Source organism: Nocardia sp. NBC_01388, from assembly GCF_045040085.1.
GTDB lineage: Bacteria > Actinomycetota > Actinomycetes > Mycobacteriales > Mycobacteriaceae > Nocardia.
On sequence record NZ_CP109553.1, the window covers coordinates 8,550,935 to 8,571,755 of the forward strand.

Sequence of the window (20,821 nt, forward strand, 5' to 3'; positions counted from 1 at the left end):
CGGGGTTCAGCGGTGCGGCCACGGTCGGTGGGGATGCCGACCGCGGCCGCGCCTTTCGCTATGCGGTGAGTTCGAAACTCGGGTAGCCGTTATCGCGTTCCTCGTCGCAGAAGCGGCGGTAATTGCCGAAACCGCCGATGTAGGGCATGAATACGCGCTTCTTGCCCTCGATGTTCGCGCCCATGTACCAGGAGTTCGCCTTGACGAACAGGGTGCCCTCGGCGACCTCCATGAGGTGATCGGTCCACTTGGCCGCGGCCTCCTCCCGGGCCTCGACCTGCCGAATGCCCTGTGCGCGGCAGTGTTCGATGAGGTCGATCACCCAATCGAGCTGCTGCTCGGAATGCAGGACCATATTCGCCATCACCGACGGGGTTCCGACGCTGTTGATACTGAACATGTTCGGGAAACCGTGGACGCCGAAGCCCAGGTAGGTGACCGGACCGTCGGCCCAGGTATCGCGCAGCCGCGATTCGCGCGCACCCTGGATATCGATGCGCAGCAGCGCACCGGTCATGGCGTCGAATCCGGTTGCGTAGACCAGGGTGTCGATCTCGATGAACTTGTCCGCGGTGCGGATGCCGGTGGGGGTGATCTCCTCGATGGGCTCACGGCGCAGGTTCACCAGCGTGACATTCGGCCGGTTGAACATCTCGTAGTAGCCGGAGTCGGTGCAGATGCGCTTGGTGCCGATCGGATGATCGGTGGCGATCAGATCATCGGCCACCACCGGATCGTCGATCTTGGCGCGGATCTTCGCCACGGCGAAATCACGCACCAGGTCATTGGCGGCCATATCACTGTTCTGATCGGGGAAGACCTTGTTGAACAGCACGCCGCCGCCGTTCCAGCGGTCCTCCATGGCTTCCTCGCGCTCCTGCGCGCTCAACTCCAGCGCCTTGGTCTGCAGGCTGGGGTGCGGGGTGGCGGCGGGAGCGTAGTAGGACTTGGCGCGCCGCTGCGGGTAGGTGGCGCGAATCTGCTCCTGCTCCTCGGCGGTCCACGGCCGGTTCGGCACGGGCACACTGAAATTGGCGGAGCGCTGGAAGACGGTCAGCGCCTCGGCCTGCCGGGCGATGATCGGCGAGACCTGGATGCCGGAGGAGCCGGTGCCGATGACACCGACCCGCTTACCGGCCAGGGACGCGCCCTCCTCGGGCCAGCGGGCGGTGAAAAGCTCCTCGCCCGCAAAGGTTTCCACGCCCGGAATATTCGGCTTGATCGGCGCGGACAGGCAGCCGGTGGCGAAAACCACGAAGCGGGAGCGGAATTCGTCACCGGCGGCGGAATGCACAGTCCAGGTCGAGGATTCGTCATCGAAGTGCGCTGCCGTCACCGACTGGTTGAAGCGGTAACGCGGCCGCAGTGCGAATCGGTCCGCGACGTGATTGATGTACGCGAGGATCTCCGGCTGCGCCGCGAAACGCTCGGTCCACGTCCAGCTCTGCTGCAGCTCCTCGTCGAACGAGTACGAGTAGTCCACGCTCTCCACATCGCAGCGTGCGCCCGGATAGCGGTTCCAGAACCAGGTGCCGCCGACATCCTCGCCCGCCTCCAGGCCGAGCACGTTCAGACCGGCCCGGGCCGCCTGATGGACGCCGTAGAGTCCGGCGAATCCGGCGCCGATGATGATCACATCGTATTGACTGGCCTGCTCGGCGCTGGCAAACATGCGTGCCCTCTCGACTCGTCCACAACTATTTCGAATAGGCATATCGTCGGGCCGACAGCGGCTGGTCGCGACCCCTCGTCCCACTGACCAGGAGCCACGGTCCGGCGATCAAGGCCGCAGCGAGCGGACGCTGCCGACGAACGGCTGCTCGGACAGGCGGTTATTCGCCAGACAGATCGGACAGTGTCGGCTTGATCGCCCTATTCGTGGGTGGGTTCGCCGGTGACGATGTGATCGGCGTGGTTGAGGCCCTCGCGGATCAGGCGGGAGAGGTGGCCGTCGCGGATGCTGTAGATGATGCGGCGGCCGTCGCGGCGGGTGACGACCAGGCCGGTGAAGCGGAGTTTGGCCAGGTGCTGGCTGACCGCCGTGCGGGAGGCGCCGCAGGCCTCGGTGAGGGCGGTGACGTCGGCTTCGGCATTCGCGAGGATCCAGAGGATATGCAGGCGGGTGGGATCCGACAGCATGCGGAAGGTCGCGGTGGCGGCATCGAGGCGCGCCGGATCCGGTTCTACGGGGTGGGCGAGGCTGGAACGCGCGGCGGGCAATGCCTGTGCGTCGCGCTTGCTCGCCATCGCTCACCTTTCCGCCGCTACCGCCTCACTGTCCGCGGGCGCGGACACGGGCCACATGCGTACAGCCGTCGTAGCAGCCAGTGTAGCGATCACCGCCAGCGCCACCGCCGTGATCGGCAGGCCCGCCAGCGCGCCGAGGGTGCCCGCGACGGGATAGGTCAGGAGGTAGCAGGCGTGCGAGAGCGAGAACTGCGCGGTGAAAACGGCTGTGCGGGAATCGGAATCCGACTGGGCGCGCAGGAGCCGGGCCGAGGGTGTATTGATCATGGAGGTGCCCGCGCCCAGCACCGCCCAGGTCACCGCCAGTAGGCCGGCGCCGGCGACCGGGCCGAGCAGAGGAATCACCGCCGCGGCGACCAACCCGGCGGGGAGAATGCGGCATCCGGTCATCATGACCTGGCGATCCGGGATATTCGCGAGCACGCGGGGCAGTGCCAGAGCCACCACCATGGAACCGAATCCGAAGCAGCCCAGGGCGAGTGCCACCCCGGTATTCGAGCCGTCGAGCCGATCGCGCACGTACACAACGGTATTCACGACGACCATCGAAGTCGCGGCGGCCACTGCGAGATTCATGGCGAGCAGGCCGCGCAGGACGGGGCGATCCAGCATGATCCGGGCGCCGCCGGTGATCCGCTCCCACAGCGGCTCGGGCCGGTCCGAGGTGAGCCGGGGGAGTCGCGTGGTGAGCACCAGCACGGCCGAGGCCACGAAACCCGCGGCGGTGCCGACGAACAGCAGGTGATAGCTGATCACTGTCAGCGCGGCGGCCGCCAGAATCGGGCTCAGCAGCGATTCCAGATCGTAGGCCAGGCGGGACAGGGACAGGGCGCGGGTGTACTGCTCCTCCTCCGGCAGCACCGAGGGGATCACCGATTGGAAGGCCGGGGTGAATGTCGCCGACGCCGATTGCAGCAGCGCGATGAGGACATAGATTTGCCAGGTCTGTGTCACCCACGGCAGTACGAGCGCGATCGCTACCCGCGTCACATCCGCGGACACCAGCAGCGTGGTGCGCGGCACTCGCTCGGTGAGCGCCGAAATCACCGGCGCCACAGCCACATACGCCACCATCTTGACCGCCAGTGCGGTACCGAGCACCGCGCCCGCATGGGCTCCGGCCAAGTCATATGCCAGCAGGCCCAGTGCCACCGTGAGCAGGCCGGTGCCGATCAGTGCGACGACCTGGGCGGTGAACAATCGCCGGAACCGGGTATGGCGTAGGACGGCGAGCACGACCCCACTATATGACAATAGGTGCGCAGTTGTGCACATGTTGTCGGTTATCCGCCAGTGGGCGACTATTCTCGCCCCATGGTGAGGAATTTCGCGGTCTGCTCCGTGGCCGCGGTTTCGACACTGCTCATTTCCGGCTGCTCATCGCACCCGGCCGACGTGCCCGCATCCACGGCCGAGACGACCGCATCTGTGCCGGAGACCTCATCCGCCCCGCCGGCGGAAGCGCCGCCCGAACCCGCCTCGGAACTGCCGCCCTGCGGCGATATCGGTACCGCCGCAATGCCTGCCGACTGCCAGCTGCAATCCCGTGATCCCGCCGGCGTCACCTTCGAAATCCGGCACACCGGCAGTCCGGCGCACCTCGTCACCACTGTCACCCTGCTCGACTCCGGCGGTGCGTTCGTGCAGACCCTGGTCGAACCCGAAGCCGATGCCCCGGGCGCGGTACCGAAATTACGTGATCTCGACGGAAACGGCCGCGACGAACTCGTCATCCCGATCTTCCTGGCCACCGCCAATGTGCGCTACGCCGTCTACCACGCCAACGGGGACTCCCTCGAGTACCACCGCGCCGGTGAACTCGCCGGAATCGGCATAGACACCTCGGCCACTGGCTACGTCGTAGTCTCGGCCCGCGCCGAATATGCCAGCTGGGACGTGGAATTCTGGAAATTCGCCGCCGACGACCTCACCCCCATCGTCACCGCCCAGGTCCGCCCGATCGACGACGGCAATGGCAAAGTAGCCGGAACCACCTGCGCCGTAATAGATTCCGGCGGCCTGGCCACCACCGGCCTGACTCCCACCCAAGCAGACACCCAGTTCTGCGCCGAACCCGCAGTAGTCCGAGTCAGCCGCAACTGATCGCTGCCGCGCAACCGGCCACCGCACCGGAATCGGTTGTCGCGGATGGTGATCCGCACCCTGGTTCGGGAATCCGGGGATTCTCCGGGGGATTCCGGATACCGCCGGCGCTCCCGCGCGCCGAAGATTGAGTCAGGTCGCCTATCCGGCCCGCTGCACCACAGCACTCCGGATCGGCTCCACCTCGCCATCGGCGTCGAGGCGGAGCGCAGTGTCGCGCACCGCCCGAAACGTGCCGTCAGATGCGAGCGCCCTTGGCGCGATTGCAGGCGCGGCAGAGGATTTGGAGGTTGGGGGCGCTGGTGGCGCCGCCGCGGCTGAGCGGGATGATGTGGTCGAATTCCAGGTAGTGGCTGTCGCCGCATTCCACGCATCTGCCGCCGTCGCGCTGCCACACCTGCGCTTTGATGTCCTGGCCGATGGTGCGGGTGTCGCGGCGGCCGGGCGTGAGTGCGAGGCGTTTGGCTACCCGTAGTGCGCCCTCCATGGTGGCGGCCACGTGATCGGGATCGGCGACCTCGAAGATCGCGCCGCCGCGTGCCGAGGTGGCGGCGACCTCTACGCGGCCGCTCTCCGCGATCACCGAAACAACACGCGTCCAAGGCATTTCGGTGCCGGTGTCCGGGCCGGTGAAGCGGAGCTTCTTATTGCTGCAGATCAGGCGGCCCTCGGTGAGCTTCGGGCCGCGCGAGAGCTGGCGGATATGGATGGCGGCGACATTCAGGTGCAGCTGTTCGGCGGGATCCAAATGCAGGCCCGCCGCGCCGAGCACCGGCAGTTCGCCCGCGCGCAGGCGCGTGAGCATGCGGCCGCGCTGCATACGGCGGCGCAGATCCTCGATGAGCGGGCCGTCCAGCGTCAGCGCCGTGACGGCCGCGTCGAAGGCGTCCATCTCCTGCTCGTCGATGCTGCCGTCCGCGAAAGCGAAGGCCACCAGGCGCTCCACGTGATCGTGCGCGACCGGCCGCAACGCCGCCCGCGCCGGGTTCGCATCGATCCGCTGATAGCGCAGCCCGGCCCACAGCGCCTCCCAGTCAGCACCCTTCGGCCCGGTGGAACGCAGCACCCGCTCGGCCCGGCCGCGCCAGGACGACAGATACTGCTCGACCTGATCCGTGCAATCCCGGCAGAGCGCCGCTCCGCCGAATACCCGCCACCGCCGCGCCCGCCCACAACGCGGGCAATGGCGCGCATCGGCGATCAGCTGTGAGCGCGTGGCCGCGGTCCACTCCGTACCGTCCCACCAGCGCAGCACCCCCGCACCCTCCGGGTCCGGATGCCAGTCCGCCCGTTCCGGATCCGGCGGCAATCGCGGGGGCTCAGGCTGGACCTCACGCTCGATCGAGAACCCGCGCCGCGCCGGCCGCGACCGGCCCGCACCCGGTGTCTGCGTTGCCGCATCCGAGATGAGCCCGCTCGTACCGTGTGTCTGCCCGCCCAGGTTCTGCCTGGCCGCACCCGAACTCGGCCCGCTCCCCGAGTGCGTCCGCCCGGCAGCTCCCAGCGCCTGCGTGCTTGCGCCCGGAGAGCGCGCGGCCTGCGCGCCTGCGCCGAGTGTCTGCCCGCTCGCGTCGTGCGCCTGTCCGTTCGTACCGGGTGGTTGCCGATCCGGGCTGGTTGCCGGTGCGGGCTCGCCGGGGTCGTCGACACGTACGCCGAATTCGGTGACGATGCCGCCCAATCCGCTCGTCCAGCCCTGGCCGACGGCACGGAACTGCCAGTGCCCGTGGCTGCGGTAGAACTCTCCGAACATCATGGCCCGCACCGGTTCGGCGGCGATCTCGAACCAGGCGACCGGGCGGTTGTGGTCGAACACCGTGAGGATGAGCCCCGGGACCTCCGCGAAGGAGCTCGCCACCGAGCCGGTGATCACAATGCGCTCGACCTCGGATTCGGTGCGCGGCAGCGAGACCGAGAGGCGCGCGGTGCCGGGTGCGGGCTCCGGATCCACCGTCACGGCCTGGGAGACGTGCCGGGGATTGTTGAAGAAGACGAAATCCCGGTCCGATCTGACCCGCCCGGCGTTCGACAGCAGCAAGGCGTGCGCATCGACCTCGTGATCGGATTGCCACGAAAGGACAACCGTCAGAAGCGATGTCGGAACCGGCGCATGGCCACCCTCGGTGAGTTTCATTGTGATCGAACTATGCCACGCGGCTACGACACCCTCCGCGGCCCGCAAGACCACCCGGTCCGACACCTGATCCACGTGGTACCGAACCTGCGGCCGCGGTACTGAACCTGCGGCACAGTGGAATCATGACCACACCCAAGGACCCCGGCCGCCAACCACCGCGCGGCAAACCCCAGCCCCCGCGAGTCCCCACCGTCGGTGACGTACTCGCCGCCGCCCAGGCCGCCGTCGATGCCGCTCAGGCCGCCGCCGGCCAAGCCCTCGACTCCGCACAACTCACCGCCACCCAGGCCTTCGACACCGCCGTCCGCCTCCCGCCGGCTTCCATCCAACTGGCCGCTCAGCTACCCGACCTCATCGAAAACCTCACCACCGCAGTCGAACGCCTCAATTCCACCATCGACCGCCTCGACCGCACCCTGGCCCTCGCCGAACCCGCCTTCGTCGCCTACGACCGCCTCCTCACGCGCCTCGAATCGCTCACCGCCCTGGGCGAAGAAGCCCTCTCCCGCCTCGACAAACTCCCCGGTATCTCGCTCCTGACCCGCCTGGCAGGCACCCGCGACACCCCCGAACCACCCCGACCCAAACCCCGCCGCGGCGGCAAGTAGCAGGGCCTCGGCCGCTTTCGGCCCCTCCACTCGGCGCTGCTGTCCGAGAGCAGTCGTCACACCGCGAGCCTGATCCGAACCTGCTGACCGGCACCGGGCGTGCTCGTCGGGGAAGCCGCTCGAGCCTGCCGCGCCCGCAAAGACCGCACCGGGGGCGGAGGTAGGCGGTCACCAGGAAATGGTGGCGGCATTCGCCGAGAGGAGACCTGCGTCAGTTCCTGGTGATCATGAAACCGAGGCGTGGGTCAGGCGGAGGGGAGTGGGGTTGGGGGTGTGATGCCCAGGCCGGGGAGGGCGCGGAGGGCGGTGGCGGCTTTCCAGAGCATTTCCTGGTATTCGTCCTCGGGGTCGGAGTCCAGGACTATGGCGCCGCCGGCGCCGATGCGCCAGCGGTTGTTGTGGCGGACCGCGGTGCGGATGACGATGTTGAGGTCGGCGGTGCCGCCGAGGCCGAGGAAGCCGATGGTGCCGGAGTAGATGCCGCGGGCCTCGGTTTCCAAGTCGTCGATGATCTCCATGGTGCGGAGTTTGGGTGCGCCGGTCATGGAACCGCCGGGAAAGCAGGCGCGCAGGCAGTCGATAATGCCGAGCCCGGGCCGCAGCGTGCCGCGGACCGTCGAAACCAGTTGGTGCAGTGTCGTATACGTCTCGACGGCCATGAGCTTGGGCACATGCACCGAGCCGACCTCGCAGACGCGGCCGAGATCATTGCGGAGCAGGTCGACGATCATCAGGTTTTCGGCGCGGGTCTTGGGATTGCGCGCGAGTTCGGCGGCGAGCTGCTCGTCCTCGGCGGGCGTATCGCCGCGTGGAGCGGTGCCCTTGATCGGCTTGCTCTCCACGGTGCGTGCGCGATCGAGTTTGAGGAAGCGCTCCGGCGAGGCGGACGCCACCTCCAGATCGGCGAAGCGCAGGAAAGCCGCGTACGGCGCGGGATTACAGCGGCGCAGCGTGCGGTAGACGCTCAGACCGTCGCTGTCGGCGGGCAGATACGCGCTGTCGGTAATGCAGATTTCGTAGGACTCGCCCGCGTGCAACTGGTCCTGGCAGGCGCGCACATCGGCGAGATAGCGCTCCCGGCCCCGCGTCAGCAGCGGGGCCACCGTGCGTTCCTCGGCGCGCAATTCGAGATCCGGCGGATTTTCCCAGTTCGGAAGGGTTTCCACGAGGGTGCGCGTGGTCGCCAGCCAATCCTGCGCGGCGGCAAGGGAATCCGGCTCGGCCAGGTTCAGCAGGTGGGTGCGGCCCGCCTCGTGATCGACCACGATCAGCCGATCGACGAAGAGCCACTGCGCATCCGGGGTGGCTGCGTGGTGCGCGGCGCTCGCCCCGCATTCGGACTTCATCTCGTAGCCGAGGTATCCGACATAGCCGCCGACGAAATCGAAAGGCACATTCGGGAATTCGATCCGCCGCCGCCGTAGCTCATCGGATAGATAGTCCAGTACTCCGCCCGGCACGATCCGCCGCCCGGCCGCCGACTCGACCTCCACCTGCCCGGATCCGACCCGGTATCGCACCGTTTCGGCCAGCGGCCCCGACGCGTCTCCGAGGAAGGAGAACCGATCGAGCCCGGGCTCCACATGCTCACTGTCGAGCCAGAACGCCGTCGGCGAATCCCGGTGCAGCCGCAGGAATATCGCCTCGGCATCCACGGCCCGCTCCACGACCGTCTGCTCGACCGTGTAATCGACCGGGGGAGTGCGGGTTTCATTCGGCGAAGGTCGAACAGTCACCGTCTCCCCGCGCAACCGCCGCGACCCACCGTGAGCGGCGGTGAGCGCCTTGAAGTTTCGCAGCAGCGTCGCCCCGTGCGAACTCGCGATGGATTCGGGATGGAACTGCACACCCCACTGCGGCCGGGTCCGGTGCCGCACACCCATGATGACGCCGTCGGAGGTGGTCGCCGTGACCTCGAGCTCCTGCGGCAGCGGCCGCGCCGCGCACAGCGAGTGATAGCGGACGGCCGTGAAGTCTTGCGGCACATCGGCGAACAGGTCGCGGCCGTCGTGTGTAATACGGTCCGGGAAGCCGTGCCGGGCCTGCGGCGCCGGAGTGACCAGGCCACCGGCGGCGATCACAATGCCCTGATGCCCGAGGCACACTCCGAGCAACGGCAGATTCGAGTGTGCGATCACCGCGGCGGAGATGCCGAAATCGCGAGGGATATCGGGCCGCCCGGGACCGGGGGAGATGACGATATTGTCGAAGGATTCGAGATCCAGCGCCGACAGCTCGGCCGCCTCGTCATTGCGCACGACCACGGGTTCCACCCCGTTCACCTCACTGATCAGCTGATACAGGTTGTAGGTGAACGAGTCGTAGTTGTCGATCAGCAGCGTGCGCATTTGGCAGGCACATTACGCCACCGCCGCGCGTGCTCCGCGCACCACCGCGCTCGAATAGTCATGCCTGACCTGCGTGAACGAGGCGCGCGCCACTTGTGCTGGCATATGCCTTCAGTTGCACTGGACGGTTACGGCACAATGTGGGGCATGTCTGAAGTGCAGCCGGTCGATGTTGATCGCGACCTCGTCGATTTCGCAGTCGTCGGGAAGTGGATGGATGAGCAGGGCTTGCCCAGCGGGGAATTCGAGGGGGTGAAACCGCTCGGCGGCGGCACCCAGAACGTCATGTTGCAGTTCCGCCGAGGCGGGCAGGACTACGTCCTGCGGCGCGGACCCAAGCATCTGCGCACCGCCAGCAACAATGTCATCCGCCGCGAATCCCGCATACTCGGCGCCCTCGACGGCACCGGCGTGCGCGCGCCCAAGGTCATCGCCGCCGCCGAGGATGAATCCCTCATCGGCGCATCGTTCTACCTCATGGAGCCGATCATCGGCTTCAATCCGCAGACCGAACTGCCGGACCTGCACGCGGGCGATCCGGAGATCCGGCGGCAGATGGGCCTGTCCGCGGTGGAGGCCATCGCCCGGCTCGGCTCGCTCGATCACGAGGCGCTCGGCCTGGCCGACTACGGCAAGCCCGAGGGCTTCCTGGAACGGCAGGTGCCGCGCTGGACCAGGGAACTCGAGTCCTACAGCGTCAACGAGGGCTACCCCGGGCCCGAGATTCCGGGCGTCGACCGCGTCGGCGCCTGGCTGGACCGCAATCGGCCCGCCGCATGGAAAGCCGGCATCCTGCACGGCGACTGCCATCTGGCCAATATCATGTTCTCCTACGACGGCCCGCAGGTCGCGGCCCTCGTCGACTGGGAGATGTCCACCATCGGCGACCCGCTGCTGGACCTCGGCTGGCAGATCGCGACCCGGCCGCGCCCCGGCACCACCGGTTCGGCGCTCATCGGCACCCTCGGCGCGGTCGGCGGGCTGCCCACGCCGGAGGAGATGATCGCGCACTACGGCAAGTTCTCCGACCGCGATCTGAGCAATGTCACCTGGTACACGGTGCTGGCCTGCTTCAAGCTCGGCATCGTGCTGGAGGGCACGCATGCGCGCGCGTGTGCGGGCAAGGCGCCCAAGCAGGTCGGCGATTTCCTGCACGCGATCACGCTGGAGCTGTTCGATCTGGCGCATCAGTTGATGGAGTGAGCTTGTGCGGGTGCGCCCCATTCGCATCGCGCGGGCGGGGCGTCGTCCTGCACCAGATGGCTGTCTGGTGCTACGCGTAACGATCCGGAGTCAACTGCGGTGGGGTGTTCCGCGCGGCACCGCTGCGCAGGTCTGGCGCATTTGTCGCTAATTTGGCGACGGGTGGCTGAATGTTGGTGGACGGTAAGTTATTGCCACATTAGGTTCATGGGCATGCCGATCGCTCCCGATGCCAAGGACTGGACCTGGGTGCTCGAACGCACCTGCGCCGAATGCGGATTCGACCCGGACACCATCACGTACGAGTCGATCCCGGGGCGGGTGCGTGCGAGCGCCGCCGCACTGGCCGCCGCCCTCGATCGTCCGAATGCCGCAGTGCGGCCGGATGATTCGACCTGGTCGCCGCTCGAGTACGCCGCACATGTCCGCGATGTGTGCCGCATCTTCGAGCATCGCCTCGACATCACCCGCACCGGTTCGGCGCGCCCCGGACCGCCGATCGGCGGATACGACACCTCGGTCGTCGTCGACGATTCCGGCATTCCCGTGTTCGCCGACTGGGATCAGGACGTCACCGCGCTCGCGGAGAACTACGGCGCGCAGCACCCGGCACAGGTCGCCGCCGAACTGCGCGCCGCCGGTGAAACCACTTCTCGCGCATTCGAATCCGTTGCCGCCGGCGAGCGCGAGCGGCCCGCCAAACGCAGCAACGGTTCGCTGTTCACCGTGGAATCACTGGCGCGCTATTTCACCCACGATGTGGTGCACCACGCCCACGACGTCGAGAAGCGCAGCGCCGCAACGACCTAACGCACCGCAGGTTCCTGCTGGGTGGTGCAGTGGATGCCGCCACCGCCGGCCGCGATGGCATCGATCTCGATCTGCACCACCTCGCGATCCGGATACAGCCGTTCGAGCGTGGCCTGGGCGGCGGCATCGGCGGGTTCGTCACCGAACTGCGGTGCGATGACCCCGCCATTGCAGAGATAGAAATTGATGTAGCCCGCCGCGAAATCCTCGTCCACCCACTCCGGCCGCACGGTATTCGGGCCCTCGATCACCTCGACGTGCAGCGGCCGGCCGTACAGATCCTTGGACTCCCGCAGTATGTCGAGGTGGATGCGGGTGATCTCGTAGTCGTACGCGTCCGGATTGTTCTCCAGCCCCGCCACCACCACACCGGGCCCGGCGAAGCGCGCGTAGAAATCGGTGTGCCCGTCGGTGATATCGCGTCCCGCGATGCCCGGCAGCCACAGAATCCGCTCGATGCCCAGCAGTCGCTGCAGCTCCCGCTCCACCTCCGGCTTGGTCCAGTCCGGATTCCGATTGTCCTTCAGCACAGAACTTTCGGTGAGGATCGCCATGCCCGCACCGTCGACCTCGATGCCGCCGCCCTCCAGCACCAGTTCGGTGTGCAGGGCGTCTGCACCGGCGTGCGCGGTGACAAGGCTGGCTGCGAGCGCATCCTCGCTGTGCTCCTGTTTGCCGCCCCAGCCGTTGAAATTGAAGTCGACGCCGGCTTTGGCTCCGGGCACGTCCGGATCGACGACGAAGGTCGGGCCGGAATCGCGCAACCACAGATCGTCCAGCGGAGCCTCGAACAGTTCGATACCGGGGCCCAGCAGGTTTCGCGCCAGCTCCAGCTCCGCCGGGCGCACCAGCATGGCCACCGGCTCGAAGCGGGAGATGGTGCGCGCGATATTCGCCAGGGTCTGCTGCGTCAGCGGTAGCAGGTCGGCGGTCCAGACCCGTTCGCTCGCACCGAATGCCATCCAGGTGCGCCGGTGCGGCCTGCCTTCGTCGGGCATCTCCCAGGGCATCGAAATCGCTCCTCACATCAGGTGGTCGCGCTCCCGGCCGGGAGCGGTCAGAGACAGCGGCGCAGAGCTTGACGGAGATTGCGGGCCCGGACATCGTCGAGGACGGCCATGCCGAGCCGGTTCATGGTGTAGCCGAAGCCGAGACCCGTTGCCGGATCGGCGAATCCGAACGAGCCGCCGTAACCGGTGGTGCCGTACGCACGCGCGTCGGCGCCGAAACGGAAACTGCCGCAGGACTTCCGGAAGCCCAGGTGATACCGGCTCCGGGTGAGCAGGACCAGATCATCGGCCGGGACGTCCTGCGCGGTCTCGGCGGCGGCCAAGCGCTGCAACAGGTCCGAGTCGATCGGCAGTTCTCCGGTATCGCCCGCCGCCGCGCCGTAGACCCGGGCCAGGGAGCGCGCGGTACCCACACCGCCCGCGGCCGGGGATTCGACCTCCAGGAATTCGCGGCGCGTGGCCCGCGCGGGCGCACCGACCTGCGGGCTGTTCAAGGCACGGAAGGACAGCCCGCGTTTGGCGTACAGCTGAGCGCCGATGCGCAGCGGCAGATCCCGCTCGTACTTGAGAATGTCCAGGCCCTGAGTCGCCGAGAGCGTGGCCACCCGATCCAGCGAGATCTCTTCCGGCAGGCCGATATAGAAGTCCAGGCCCAGCGGCGCGGCGAAATCCTCCGCGAACACCCGGCCCAGCGTGCGATGCGCCGGATCGACCCGGCGAATCAGCTCACCCTGGTAAAGCCCCGCGGTGATCGGGTGATAGCCCTGCCGAGTTCCCGGCTGCCACAGCGGTTTCTGATCCGCCAGCAGCACCGCCAGGCCGTCCAGATCGGCCATCTCCCGCAGGCGCACCGGCCGGTCCAGCGCCGCCAGTCCGGCTTGATGATCCAGCAGCTGCCGGACGGTGATCGACTCCTTGCCGTGGGCCGCGAACTCCGGCCAGTACTTCGCCACCGGCGCCTCGTAATCGAGCAGCCCCCGCGAAACCGCCGATGCCACTACAAAAGCCGTCATCCCCTTGGTCGAGGACCACACCGGGGCCATGGTGTCGCGCTCCCACCCCAGCCTGCGCTTGCGATCACGAGACCCCGCCCACAGATCCACCACCGGCCGATCCCCGGCATAAACGGCGACCGCAGCCCCGATCTCCCCGTGCTGCTCGAAATTGCGCCGAAATGCATCCGCTACCGGGCCGAACCCGCTGTCCACCTGACCGTGGACCGTGACCTGCTCACTCATGGTGCATCCGATGCTAGCCGGGCGAGACCCGCTGCCGTGCGGACGGCACACCGGGCTCACGCCCGCGAATCCGTTGCTGACCGTGACAACACCGCAGGTGCGTGCCCGGCGCACAGGTTCATGAAGTCGAGTCTGCCGCTGACTGTGACAACACCGGAGGTGCGTGCCCGGCGCACAGGTTCATGAAGTCGAGTCTGCCGCTGACTGTGACAACACCGGAGGTGCGTGCCCGGCGCACAGGTTCATGAAGTCGAGTCCGCCGCTGACTGTGACAACACCGGAGGTGCGTGCCCGGCGCACAGGTTCATGAAGTCGAGTCCGCCGCCGACCGTGACAACACGGGCCGTGCCTGCCGGCGCGCAGGTTCGCGAAGGCGAGTCTGCTGCTGCCCGCGACGAAACTGGCAGTGCCTGCCCGGCACACCTGTTTGCGAAGGCGAGTCTGCTGTGGCCCGCGACGAAACTGGCCGTGGCTGCCTGGCGCACGTGTTCGCGAAGGCGAGCTGACCGCCGACGGTGAGTGCTTGCCCGTGCTCACGCTTCCTGGCGGGCGAGGAATTCGGTGATCGCCGTGTGCCAGAGCTCGGGGTGTTCGACCATGACGACGTGGCCGCCGGGCAGTTCGAGATACTCCGCGGCGGGGATGCCCGCGGCCTGTCGGCGGGCATTGGCGGGATCGACCAGGAGATCGCCGGTGAGGCCGATAACGAGGGTGGGTACGGCGATATGCGCCAGATCCGCGGTGACATCGGCAGTGGCGACCAAGGCTGCCTGGGCGGCGGTGCCGCCGGGAACAGTGGCGGCGATCTCTCCGAGAACTGCCGAAACCTGTTCGGGGGAGAGGGCATTCACGAACTCCGCGCTGAAACCGGTCAGCAGCACGATGCGGGCGAAGCCTTCGCGGTCATCGGCTGCCAGAGTTCGCTGCCAGTGATCGGCGATCACCTGCGTCCGACTGTCGGCGCGCCCGAACCCGGCAGTGAGCACCAGGCCGCGCACTCGCTCAGGGTGCCGGACCGCGGCACGCACCGCGACGGCCGCGCCGAGAGAGAATCCGATAATGCTGAACTCCGCGGCTCCCGCCCCGACCGCCTCGGCGACCAGTGCATCGGCGAGCGCATCGAGGTCCAGCACAGTGCCGTCGGCGGGATAGTCGGAGCCGATCACAGTGTGGTGCTCGGCCAGCACCGGGATCAGCGACCCGAAATTGGCCGCTACACCGCCGCCCGCACCATGCGCGAGCACGATCGCGGGGCCGGAGCCGGTACTTGTGGTCGAGAGTGAAATGTTCGTCATAGCAGCGACGTTAAGGATTCACATGAGTGTGAAGGTCAATTCGATGTGCAGGGGATCACAGTGCTGATCGGCGAACTGTCGCGCGCCACCGGCGTACCCGCCCGCCTGCTGCGCTACTACGAGGAGCAGGAACTGCTTGTCCCCCAACGTGATTCGAACGGCTACCGAACCTACGACCACACCGCCACCTCACGAGTGCACCGAATCCGCGAACTCCTCGACGCCGGACTCCCCACCCGCGCCATCCGCGAACTGCTCCCCTGCGCCACCGCTGCCGGCTACCTGCACTGCGACCACTCCCGAAAGGTCGCACAGGACGGACTGACTCGCCTCGACAACCAGATCGCCGAACTCCGGCACCAACGTGAACTATTGACCCGACATTTTCCGGTCCGGGGTGGGGAGGACAGATGACAAAAGATGCCTGGAGAAGAAGGAAGAAAACGAGAAGAGACAGGACGATGGGCGGCGAATGGTAAAGATTGGATAGTCTGAATAGCCTTATATCACAACGGAATTCGCCTTTCCGGGTCTGTTTTCCGGGAGTAGAATAGAGGCATGGAATCAGGGGGAGAAACCGCAATCGCGACCGGTGCGCAAGCGCTGGCCGCTGCGGTCGAATCCCTCACCACTCTGCCTTTGATTCCTGTGCCGGACAACGAGATCGTGGCGTTGATGCAGCAGATCGAGACCTGCACTCGCCGGTTGGCGTCGGTGCAACGGGATCTGATCGTGCAAGCCTGCGCCCGGTCTTTGCCCGCTCTCAACGGGTCCGGTAGCCCGGCGTTGTATTTGCAAGCGGTGCTGCATATCTCGCACGGGGATGCGATCAACCGGTGGCGTAGCGCGGAGGATCTCGCGGTGTGGCATCGCGTCGGTGACGAGCCCGACCCGGCCCCGGTGCTGCCGTGTTCGGCCCAAGCCCTGGACGAGGGGGCGATTTCGCTCGATCATGTGCGGGTCATCCGGCAGGTGATGAACCGGTTGCCCGGCAAGGTCGCTCCCGAAGCCCGCGCCTACGCCGAGAAGCAACTCGCCTTCCAGGCGCGTGCCCTGGATCCGACGCATCTGCCGAGGATCGGGGAGATGATCCTGGGTTTCCTGGACCCGGACGGCAAGCTGACCGAGGACGCGGATCGGCAGAACCAGCGCAGTGCGGTTCTGAGCCCGCAACGCTATGACCTGATGTCCACCCTGACTGTCGAGCTCACCCCGGATGCTCGTGCGGCGTTCGATGCGGTGATGGCGAAGCTGGCGCGTCCGGGGATGTGCAACCCGGCGGACAAGGAAAGCCCGTGGGCCGAGGATGAGGACAACCCGGTGCCCCGGGATGTGCTGGAGGCGTGCGCGGCCCGTGATGAGCGCAGCAAGGCCCAACGCCAGCATGATGCGTTGCTGGCGGTGTTGCACCCGGACTTCAACCCCGCCAAGCTGGGATCGCACCGTGGGTTGCCGGTCTCCACGATCATGACGATGAGCATCGAGGATGTCGAACGCGCTGCGGGGGTGGCCACCACCGCCACCGGTGGGCAGGTCCCGGTCGAGAACGCCCTCCGGTTGATGGCCCGCCACTGCAAGACGTTCGTGCTCGTGAAGAACAAGAACGGGATGCCGTTGCATATCGGGGAAATCCGGTTGGCGAACCCGGCACAACGGCTGGCGTTGATCGCCACCGAACGCGGGTGCACCCGCCCGGGTTGCAGCGCTCCGGCGAGTATGGCCGCGGCCCATCATGTGACTGAGTTCAGCAAGGGCGGCCCGACCGATATCGAGAACCTGACCTTGGCGTGTGATCACTGCCATGCCTTGGTCAAGGACGGGCCACGCGGGTGGAAGACCATCAAACTCGGTGATGATTCGGATTTTCCGGGCCGGACGGCGTGGATCGCTCCGGCGCATGTGGATCCGTCCCGGACGCCGCGGGTCAATCACCTGCACCACCCTGGTGAGTTGTTGACCGAGGTTCCGCCGTCGCTGCGGCCTCGCAGGGTGTGTCGTGCCTCGGGATTGTCACCGGTGCGGTACCGGGTGCTCGGCCGGGTCGTCACATCCCCACCGCGACAATAGGTTCCCCCGCCTCTGGTGTCACCGGCAGGTTGTTCCTGTCGGTGCTGGAGGTCGTTGCCGTATCGGCTTTCAGGCCGGTTCGCTCGCCGAACAAGGACAACCCGACCGCGACAACAGGTTTCCCCGCCCCGGACGGGTACCCGCAGGGCGGCAACACCACCGAGGGCCAGCACCGACTCTGCCCGCCCACCGGACCACACCACCACACCACCACACCACCACGCCAGACCGCGAGTCATCCCTGCCCCTGCCCGCTGCCCCTGCCCGCTGCCCCTGCCCGCTGCCGCTGCCCGCTGCCCCTGCCCGCTGCCGCTGCCCGCTGCCGCTGCCCGCTGCCGCTGCCCGCTGCCGCTGCCCGCTGCCGCTGCCCGCTGCCGCTGCCCGCTGCCGCTGCCCGCTGCCGCTGCCCGCTGCCGCTGCCCGCTGCCGCTGCCCCTGCCGGTGCCGTTGCCGGTGCCGTTGCCGGTGCCGTTGCCGGTGCCGTTGCCGGTGCCGTTGCCGGTGCCGTTGCCGGTGCCGTTGCCGGTGCCGTTGCCGGTGCCGTTGCCGGTGCCGTTGCCGTTGCCGTTGTCGTTGCCGCTGCCCCCCCTGTCGGCCTGATTCCCGCTCCTGCTGCACGCCGTTGCCCGACGTGGCCTTCTGGGTTCTTGTTCTTCGATTCCTTGTTTCCAGGCGTCCTTGTCTTTCGGCTCTTGTCTTTTCGTGTGGTGTCTGTGAAACCGGACCACAGCCGGTCGACCCGGCTGGTACCGCAGGTATCTCCTCGGCCCGGAAGGTCAACCGGGTACCCCTACCCGAGGTCACCAGCACGGCCATCTCGGGCCCTGCCCGCACCCAGAAACCCACCACCGCCCCTCGGCGCAAGCAACCCAGGTGCACCGGCTTATCTCGGCCTCGAATCCCTCCGAAGCGGGCAGCGCACAGGACTTCTCCCGGACCGCACAGCAGGTGTCCGCGCGGCACCGACCCCATAACCCTTTGTGCCGCTGAGAGACCCGCTGTTCCATCCCCGGCAGCGGACGGTTTCTATGCCGAAACGGTCGGTGCACCTGGGTTTCTTGCCTCCCCCGGCAGGGTTGGTCAGCAGGGGGTGCGGGCAAAGCCCGAGATGGCCGTGCTGGGCACGTCGGGAGAGGTACCCGATTGACCTTCCGGGCCAAGGAGATACCTGCGGTACCGGCGGGGTCGACCGGCTGTGGTCCTGTTCTCGAGATTGAGAACGACGGGACGGGCATTCGGCTCGATCTTCTGTGGCGGGTCTTGCTGTCTCGGGTGTAGCGGCTGTTTGCGGTGCTCGGTGTGAGTGTGGGTGGGAATGCCGAATGGTTGCGCGACGCTACTGGGGCGTGGGTGCTGCTTTCGAAATTCGGTGCATTGACCGGGTAGCGTGCCGGAACGTGCCACGACTACCTCGAATCGCCACATCGTTGCTGCGGACCAAGCCGGTGGAACAGCTCACGTCGGAGGGGGAGCACACCGCGCTGCGTCGCAGTATGGGGCTCATTGCGCTGATTTCGCTGTCGGTCGGTGCGACGCTGGGCACCGGCATCTTCGTGGTGCTCGGTGAGGCCGCGCCCTTGGCCGGGCCCGCTGTGGTCATCTCGTTCGCGGTCGCGGCGTTGGCGGCCTTGTTCTCGGCGCTGTCGTACGCAGAATTGGCGGGGGCCGTGCCGGTCTCGGGGTCTGCCTACTCGTACACCTATGCCACGCTCGGGGAGATTGTCGCCTGGGTGTGCGGATGGTGCCTGCTGCTGGAGTACGGGGTGTCGGTCGCGGCTGTCGCGGTCGGGTGGGGTGCGTATTTGAACGAATTCCTGGGATCGACCGTCGGATGGCGGATTCCGGATGCGCTGTCCTCCGCGCCCAGTGCGGGCGGGGTTGTCAATCTGCCCGCGGCGGTGGTGGTGCTCTTCGCGACCGTGGTGCTGCTGGGCGGAGTTCGGGAGAGTGCGCGCGTCACCACCGTCACCACCATGATCAAGATCGCGGTATTGGTCTTCTTCGTGGTCGTGGCGGTCACCGCGTTCGATTCCGGGAATCTGCATCCCTTCGCCCCGGCCGGCGTGGCGGGCATCAGTGCGGCGTCGTCGATGGTGTTCTTCTCCTTCATCGGTTTCGACGCCGCCTCCACCGCGGGTGAGGAGGCCAAGAATCCGCAGCGGGATCTGCCGCGCGCCATCATCATTTCGCTCGGCATCGTCACCCTCATGTACGTGCTGGTCGCACTCACCGCGGTCGCCGCAGTCGGCGTCGGCGATGTGAGCAGTTCCGGAGCCTCGCTGGCCACCGTCCTCGAGCAGGTGACCGGAAGGGGCTGGCCCGCAACGATTCTGGCCGCAGGCGCGGTGATCGCCATCGCCTCCGTTGTGCTGACCGTGCTGTACGGGCAGACCCGCATTCTGGTCGCCATGTCCCGTGACGGGCTCATGCCCACGGTGCTGTCCAAGGTCGGCGCCAAGCGGGTGCCGACGACCAATACCCTCATTGTCGGCGGCCTGGTCGCGGTGCTGTCCGCGCTGGTTCCGCTGGGCGAACTGGTGAACGCCACCAATATCGGCACGCTGGTCTCCTTCGGCCTGGTGAATATCGGCGTGCTGGTGCTGCGCCGCACCAAACCCGATCTGCCGCGCACCTTCCGGACGCTGGTGCCGGTGGTGCCGCTGCTCGGCGTGGGCATGTGCGTCTGGCTGCTCGCACATCTGCCCGGCGTGACCTGGCTGGCGTTCACGCTGTGGTCGGCGGTCGGCCTGGTCGTCTACTTCACCTACGGCCGCCGCCGGTCCGTGCTGAATCGGCCCCGGCCGGCCGCGGTGCATGCCGACTCGTAGGCTCGTTCCTGTGCGAGCGCTGGAGCAGATTCGAGAGTGGCCGGTCCGGAATGCCGCGGCGGGTGTTGTGGTCCGCGGCAAGGGCGTGCTGGATACCGCGGGCGACCTCGATCGGGTGTTCCGGCTCGCCTCGGTGACCAAACCGCTTGTCGCATACGCCGTCCTGGTGGCCGTGGAGGAGGGCGCGATCGAGCTGGACCAGCCCGCGGGCCCGCCCGGCGCCACCGTGCGGCATTTGCTCGCGCATACCTCCGGACTGGCCTTCGATACCAGCGAGGTGCTCGCCGAACCGGGCGTGCGGCGCATCTACTCCAGCGCCGGGTTCGAGGTCCTGGCGGACTTCGTGGCCCAGCAGACCGGAATCCCGTTCGACCGCTACCTGCACGAGGGCGTATTCGAGCCGCTCGGCATGGCATCGTCGGTGCTCGCCGGCCCGGCGGGTCATGCGGCGAACTCCTCGGTCGCAGATCTCGTAAGATTCGCCGAAGAATTGCTGAACCCCGCTATTCTGAGTGCGGAATTGCTCGCCGAGGCAAGCACAGTGCAGTTCCCGGGACGCAATGGTGTACTTCCCGGTTACGGGTCGCAGCGGCCCAACGATTGGGGTCTGGGCTTCGAAATTCGTGACCATAAAGTCCCGCACTGGACCGGTGGCGCGAATTCCGGCAGGACCTACGGGCACTTCGGGCAATCCGGCACTTTTCTGTGGATCGATCCGGAAGTCGGCATGGCGTGTCTCGCGCTGACGGACGAAAATTTCGGAGACTGGGCGCGCGTGGCGTGGCCGAAGTTCAGTGACGCTGTGATCGCGGAGTTTGCTTGAAATCCGACACGGACAATAAGTAACACACGCAACACCGGGCACTCCAGTACACTCGGGCAACGCTGGCTCGAAGGGTCGTTGGGGAAGACGCACCCGTCGAAGCC

15 protein-coding genes and 1 pseudogene are annotated in these 20,821 nt (G+C 67.3%); 8 read left to right on the top strand and 8 right to left on the bottom strand.

Features of this window, described 5'->3' with window-relative positions; all coding sequences use genetic code 11:
• Positions 1-58: 58 nt before the first annotated feature.
• The 3 genes from OG716_RS40375 to OG716_RS40385 all read right to left on the bottom strand — a co-directional run bounded on the left by OG716_RS40375 (position 59) and on the right by OG716_RS40385 (position 3,483).
• Entirely contained in the window at positions 59-1,672 is a 1,614-nt protein-coding gene (locus tag OG716_RS40375) for a flavin-containing monooxygenase (protein WP_405135423.1), read from the bottom strand.
• Positions 1,673-1,872: 200 nt separating this feature from the next.
• A complete protein-coding gene (locus OG716_RS40380; protein ID WP_405135424.1) occupies positions 1,873-2,247 on the bottom strand; it encodes an ArsR/SmtB family transcription factor in 375 nt (124 codons plus the stop codon).
• Positions 2,248-2,250: 3 nt separating this feature from the next.
• A complete protein-coding gene (locus OG716_RS40385) occupies positions 2,251-3,483 on the bottom strand; it encodes an MFS transporter (RefSeq protein ID WP_405135425.1) in 1,233 nt (410 codons plus the stop codon).
• Between the two features lie 78 nt (positions 3,484-3,561).
• Between OG716_RS40385 and OG716_RS40390 the strand changes: the two genes are divergently transcribed.
• Positions 3,562-4,350 (top strand): hypothetical protein, encoded by a 789-nt coding sequence (locus OG716_RS40390; RefSeq protein WP_405135426.1) that lies wholly within the window; start codon positions 3,562-3,564, stop codon positions 4,348-4,350.
• A gap of 238 nt (positions 4,351-4,588) precedes the next feature.
• On the opposite strand, the gene OG716_RS40395 is transcribed toward OG716_RS40390, so the two are convergent.
• Complete coding sequence (locus tag OG716_RS40395) at positions 4,589-6,484, bottom strand: TerD family protein (protein WP_405135427.1); 1,896 nt, start codon at positions 6,482-6,484, stop codon at positions 4,589-4,591.
• Positions 6,485-6,609: 125 nt separating this feature from the next.
• Here OG716_RS40395 and OG716_RS40400 point away from each other — a divergent pair, with 125 nt between their 5' ends.
• Complete coding sequence (locus OG716_RS40400; RefSeq protein ID WP_405135428.1) at positions 6,610-7,095, top strand: hypothetical protein; 486 nt, start codon at positions 6,610-6,612, stop codon at positions 7,093-7,095.
• Positions 7,096-7,340: 245 nt separating this feature from the next.
• Here OG716_RS40400 and pabB read toward each other — a convergent pair whose 3' ends face one another.
• A complete protein-coding gene (gene pabB, locus OG716_RS40405) occupies positions 7,341-9,443 on the bottom strand; it encodes an aminodeoxychorismate synthase (protein ID WP_405135429.1) in 2,103 nt (700 codons plus the stop codon).
• Positions 9,444-9,581: 138 nt separating this feature from the next.
• On the opposite strand from pabB, the gene OG716_RS40410 reads away from it, so the two are divergent.
• Positions 9,582-10,646 (top strand): phosphotransferase family protein, encoded by a 1,065-nt coding sequence (locus tag OG716_RS40410; RefSeq protein ID WP_405140262.1) that lies wholly within the window; start codon positions 9,582-9,584, stop codon positions 10,644-10,646.
• Between the two features lie 213 nt (positions 10,647-10,859).
• Positions 10,860-11,456: a DinB family protein gene (locus tag OG716_RS40415; protein WP_405135430.1), complete on the top strand. Its 597-nt coding sequence runs from the start codon at positions 10,860-10,862 to the stop codon at positions 11,454-11,456.
• On the opposite strand, the pseudogene OG716_RS40420 reads toward OG716_RS40415, so the two are convergent.
• The 3 genes and pseudogenes from OG716_RS40420 to OG716_RS40430 form a co-directional block, all read right to left on the bottom strand.
• Positions 11,453-12,469 (bottom strand): annotated as a pseudogene (locus tag OG716_RS40420) (agmatine/peptidylarginine deiminase); the annotation flags it as partial. The gene OG716_RS40415 and the pseudogene OG716_RS40420 sit on opposite strands and share 4 nt — an antisense overlap.
• A 44-nt stretch (positions 12,470-12,513) precedes the next feature.
• Positions 12,514-13,704, bottom strand: a complete 1,191-nt coding sequence (locus tag OG716_RS40425) for a serine hydrolase domain-containing protein (RefSeq protein WP_405135431.1) — start codon at positions 13,702-13,704, stop codon at positions 12,514-12,516.
• A gap of 533 nt (positions 13,705-14,237) precedes the next feature.
• Entirely contained in the window at positions 14,238-14,999 is a 762-nt protein-coding gene (locus OG716_RS40430) for an alpha/beta fold hydrolase (protein ID WP_405135432.1), read from the bottom strand.
• A gap of 45 nt (positions 15,000-15,044) precedes the next feature.
• Between OG716_RS40430 and OG716_RS40435 the strand changes: the two genes are divergently transcribed.
• The 4 genes from OG716_RS40435 to OG716_RS40450 all read left to right on the top strand — a co-directional run bounded on the left by OG716_RS40435 (position 15,045) and on the right by OG716_RS40450 (position 20,717).
• Positions 15,045-15,413 (top strand): MerR family transcriptional regulator, encoded by a 369-nt coding sequence (locus OG716_RS40435; RefSeq protein WP_405135433.1) that lies wholly within the window; start codon positions 15,045-15,047, stop codon positions 15,411-15,413.
• A 144-nt stretch (positions 15,414-15,557) separates the two neighbouring features.
• Positions 15,558-17,066 carry a DUF222 domain-containing protein gene (locus OG716_RS40440; protein WP_405135434.1) on the top strand — a complete coding sequence of 503 codons (1,509 nt, stop codon included), beginning with the start codon at positions 15,558-15,560 and terminating at the stop codon, positions 17,064-17,066.
• Between the two features lie 1,397 nt (positions 17,067-18,463).
• Complete coding sequence (locus OG716_RS40445; protein ID WP_405135435.1) at positions 18,464-19,894, top strand: amino acid permease; 1,431 nt, start codon at positions 18,464-18,466, stop codon at positions 19,892-19,894.
• 10 nt (positions 19,895-19,904) lie between these two features.
• The gene (locus OG716_RS40450) at positions 19,905-20,717 is read left to right on the top strand and encodes a serine hydrolase domain-containing protein (protein WP_405135436.1); all 813 of its coding nucleotides are present in this window, start codon (positions 19,905-19,907) and stop codon (positions 20,715-20,717) included.
• The last annotated feature ends 104 nt before the right edge of the window (positions 20,718-20,821 follow it).

Coding starts and splice junctions, on each gene's coding strand:
- OG716_RS40375 (WP_405135423.1), bottom strand. CDS start 1,672: ATGTTTGCCAGCGCCGAGCAGGCCAGTCAATACGATGTGATCATCATC.
- OG716_RS40415 (WP_405135430.1), top strand. CDS start 10,860: ATGCCGATCGCTCCCGATGCCAAGGACTGGACCTGGGTGCTCGAACGC.
- OG716_RS40380 (WP_405135424.1), bottom strand. CDS start 2,247: ATGGCGAGCAAGCGCGACGCACAGGCATTGCCCGCCGCGCGTTCCAGC.
- OG716_RS40395 (WP_405135427.1), bottom strand. CDS start 6,484: ATGAAACTCACCGAGGGTGGCCATGCGCCGGTTCCGACATCGCTTCTG.
- OG716_RS40425 (WP_405135431.1), bottom strand. CDS start 13,704: ATGAGTGAGCAGGTCACGGTCCACGGTCAGGTGGACAGCGGGTTCGGC.
- OG716_RS40390 (WP_405135426.1), top strand. CDS start 3,562: ATGGTGAGGAATTTCGCGGTCTGCTCCGTGGCCGCGGTTTCGACACTG.
- OG716_RS40430 (WP_405135432.1), bottom strand. CDS start 14,999: ATGACGAACATTTCACTCTCGACCACAAGTACCGGCTCCGGCCCCGCG.
- OG716_RS40410 (WP_405140262.1), top strand. CDS start 9,582: ATGTGGGGCATGTCTGAAGTGCAGCCGGTCGATGTTGATCGCGACCTC.
- OG716_RS40440 (WP_405135434.1), top strand. CDS start 15,558: ATGGAATCAGGGGGAGAAACCGCAATCGCGACCGGTGCGCAAGCGCTG.
- pabB (WP_405135429.1), bottom strand. CDS start 9,443: ATGCGCACGCTGCTGATCGACAACTACGACTCGTTCACCTACAACCTG.
- OG716_RS40400 (WP_405135428.1), top strand. CDS start 6,610: ATGACCACACCCAAGGACCCCGGCCGCCAACCACCGCGCGGCAAACCC.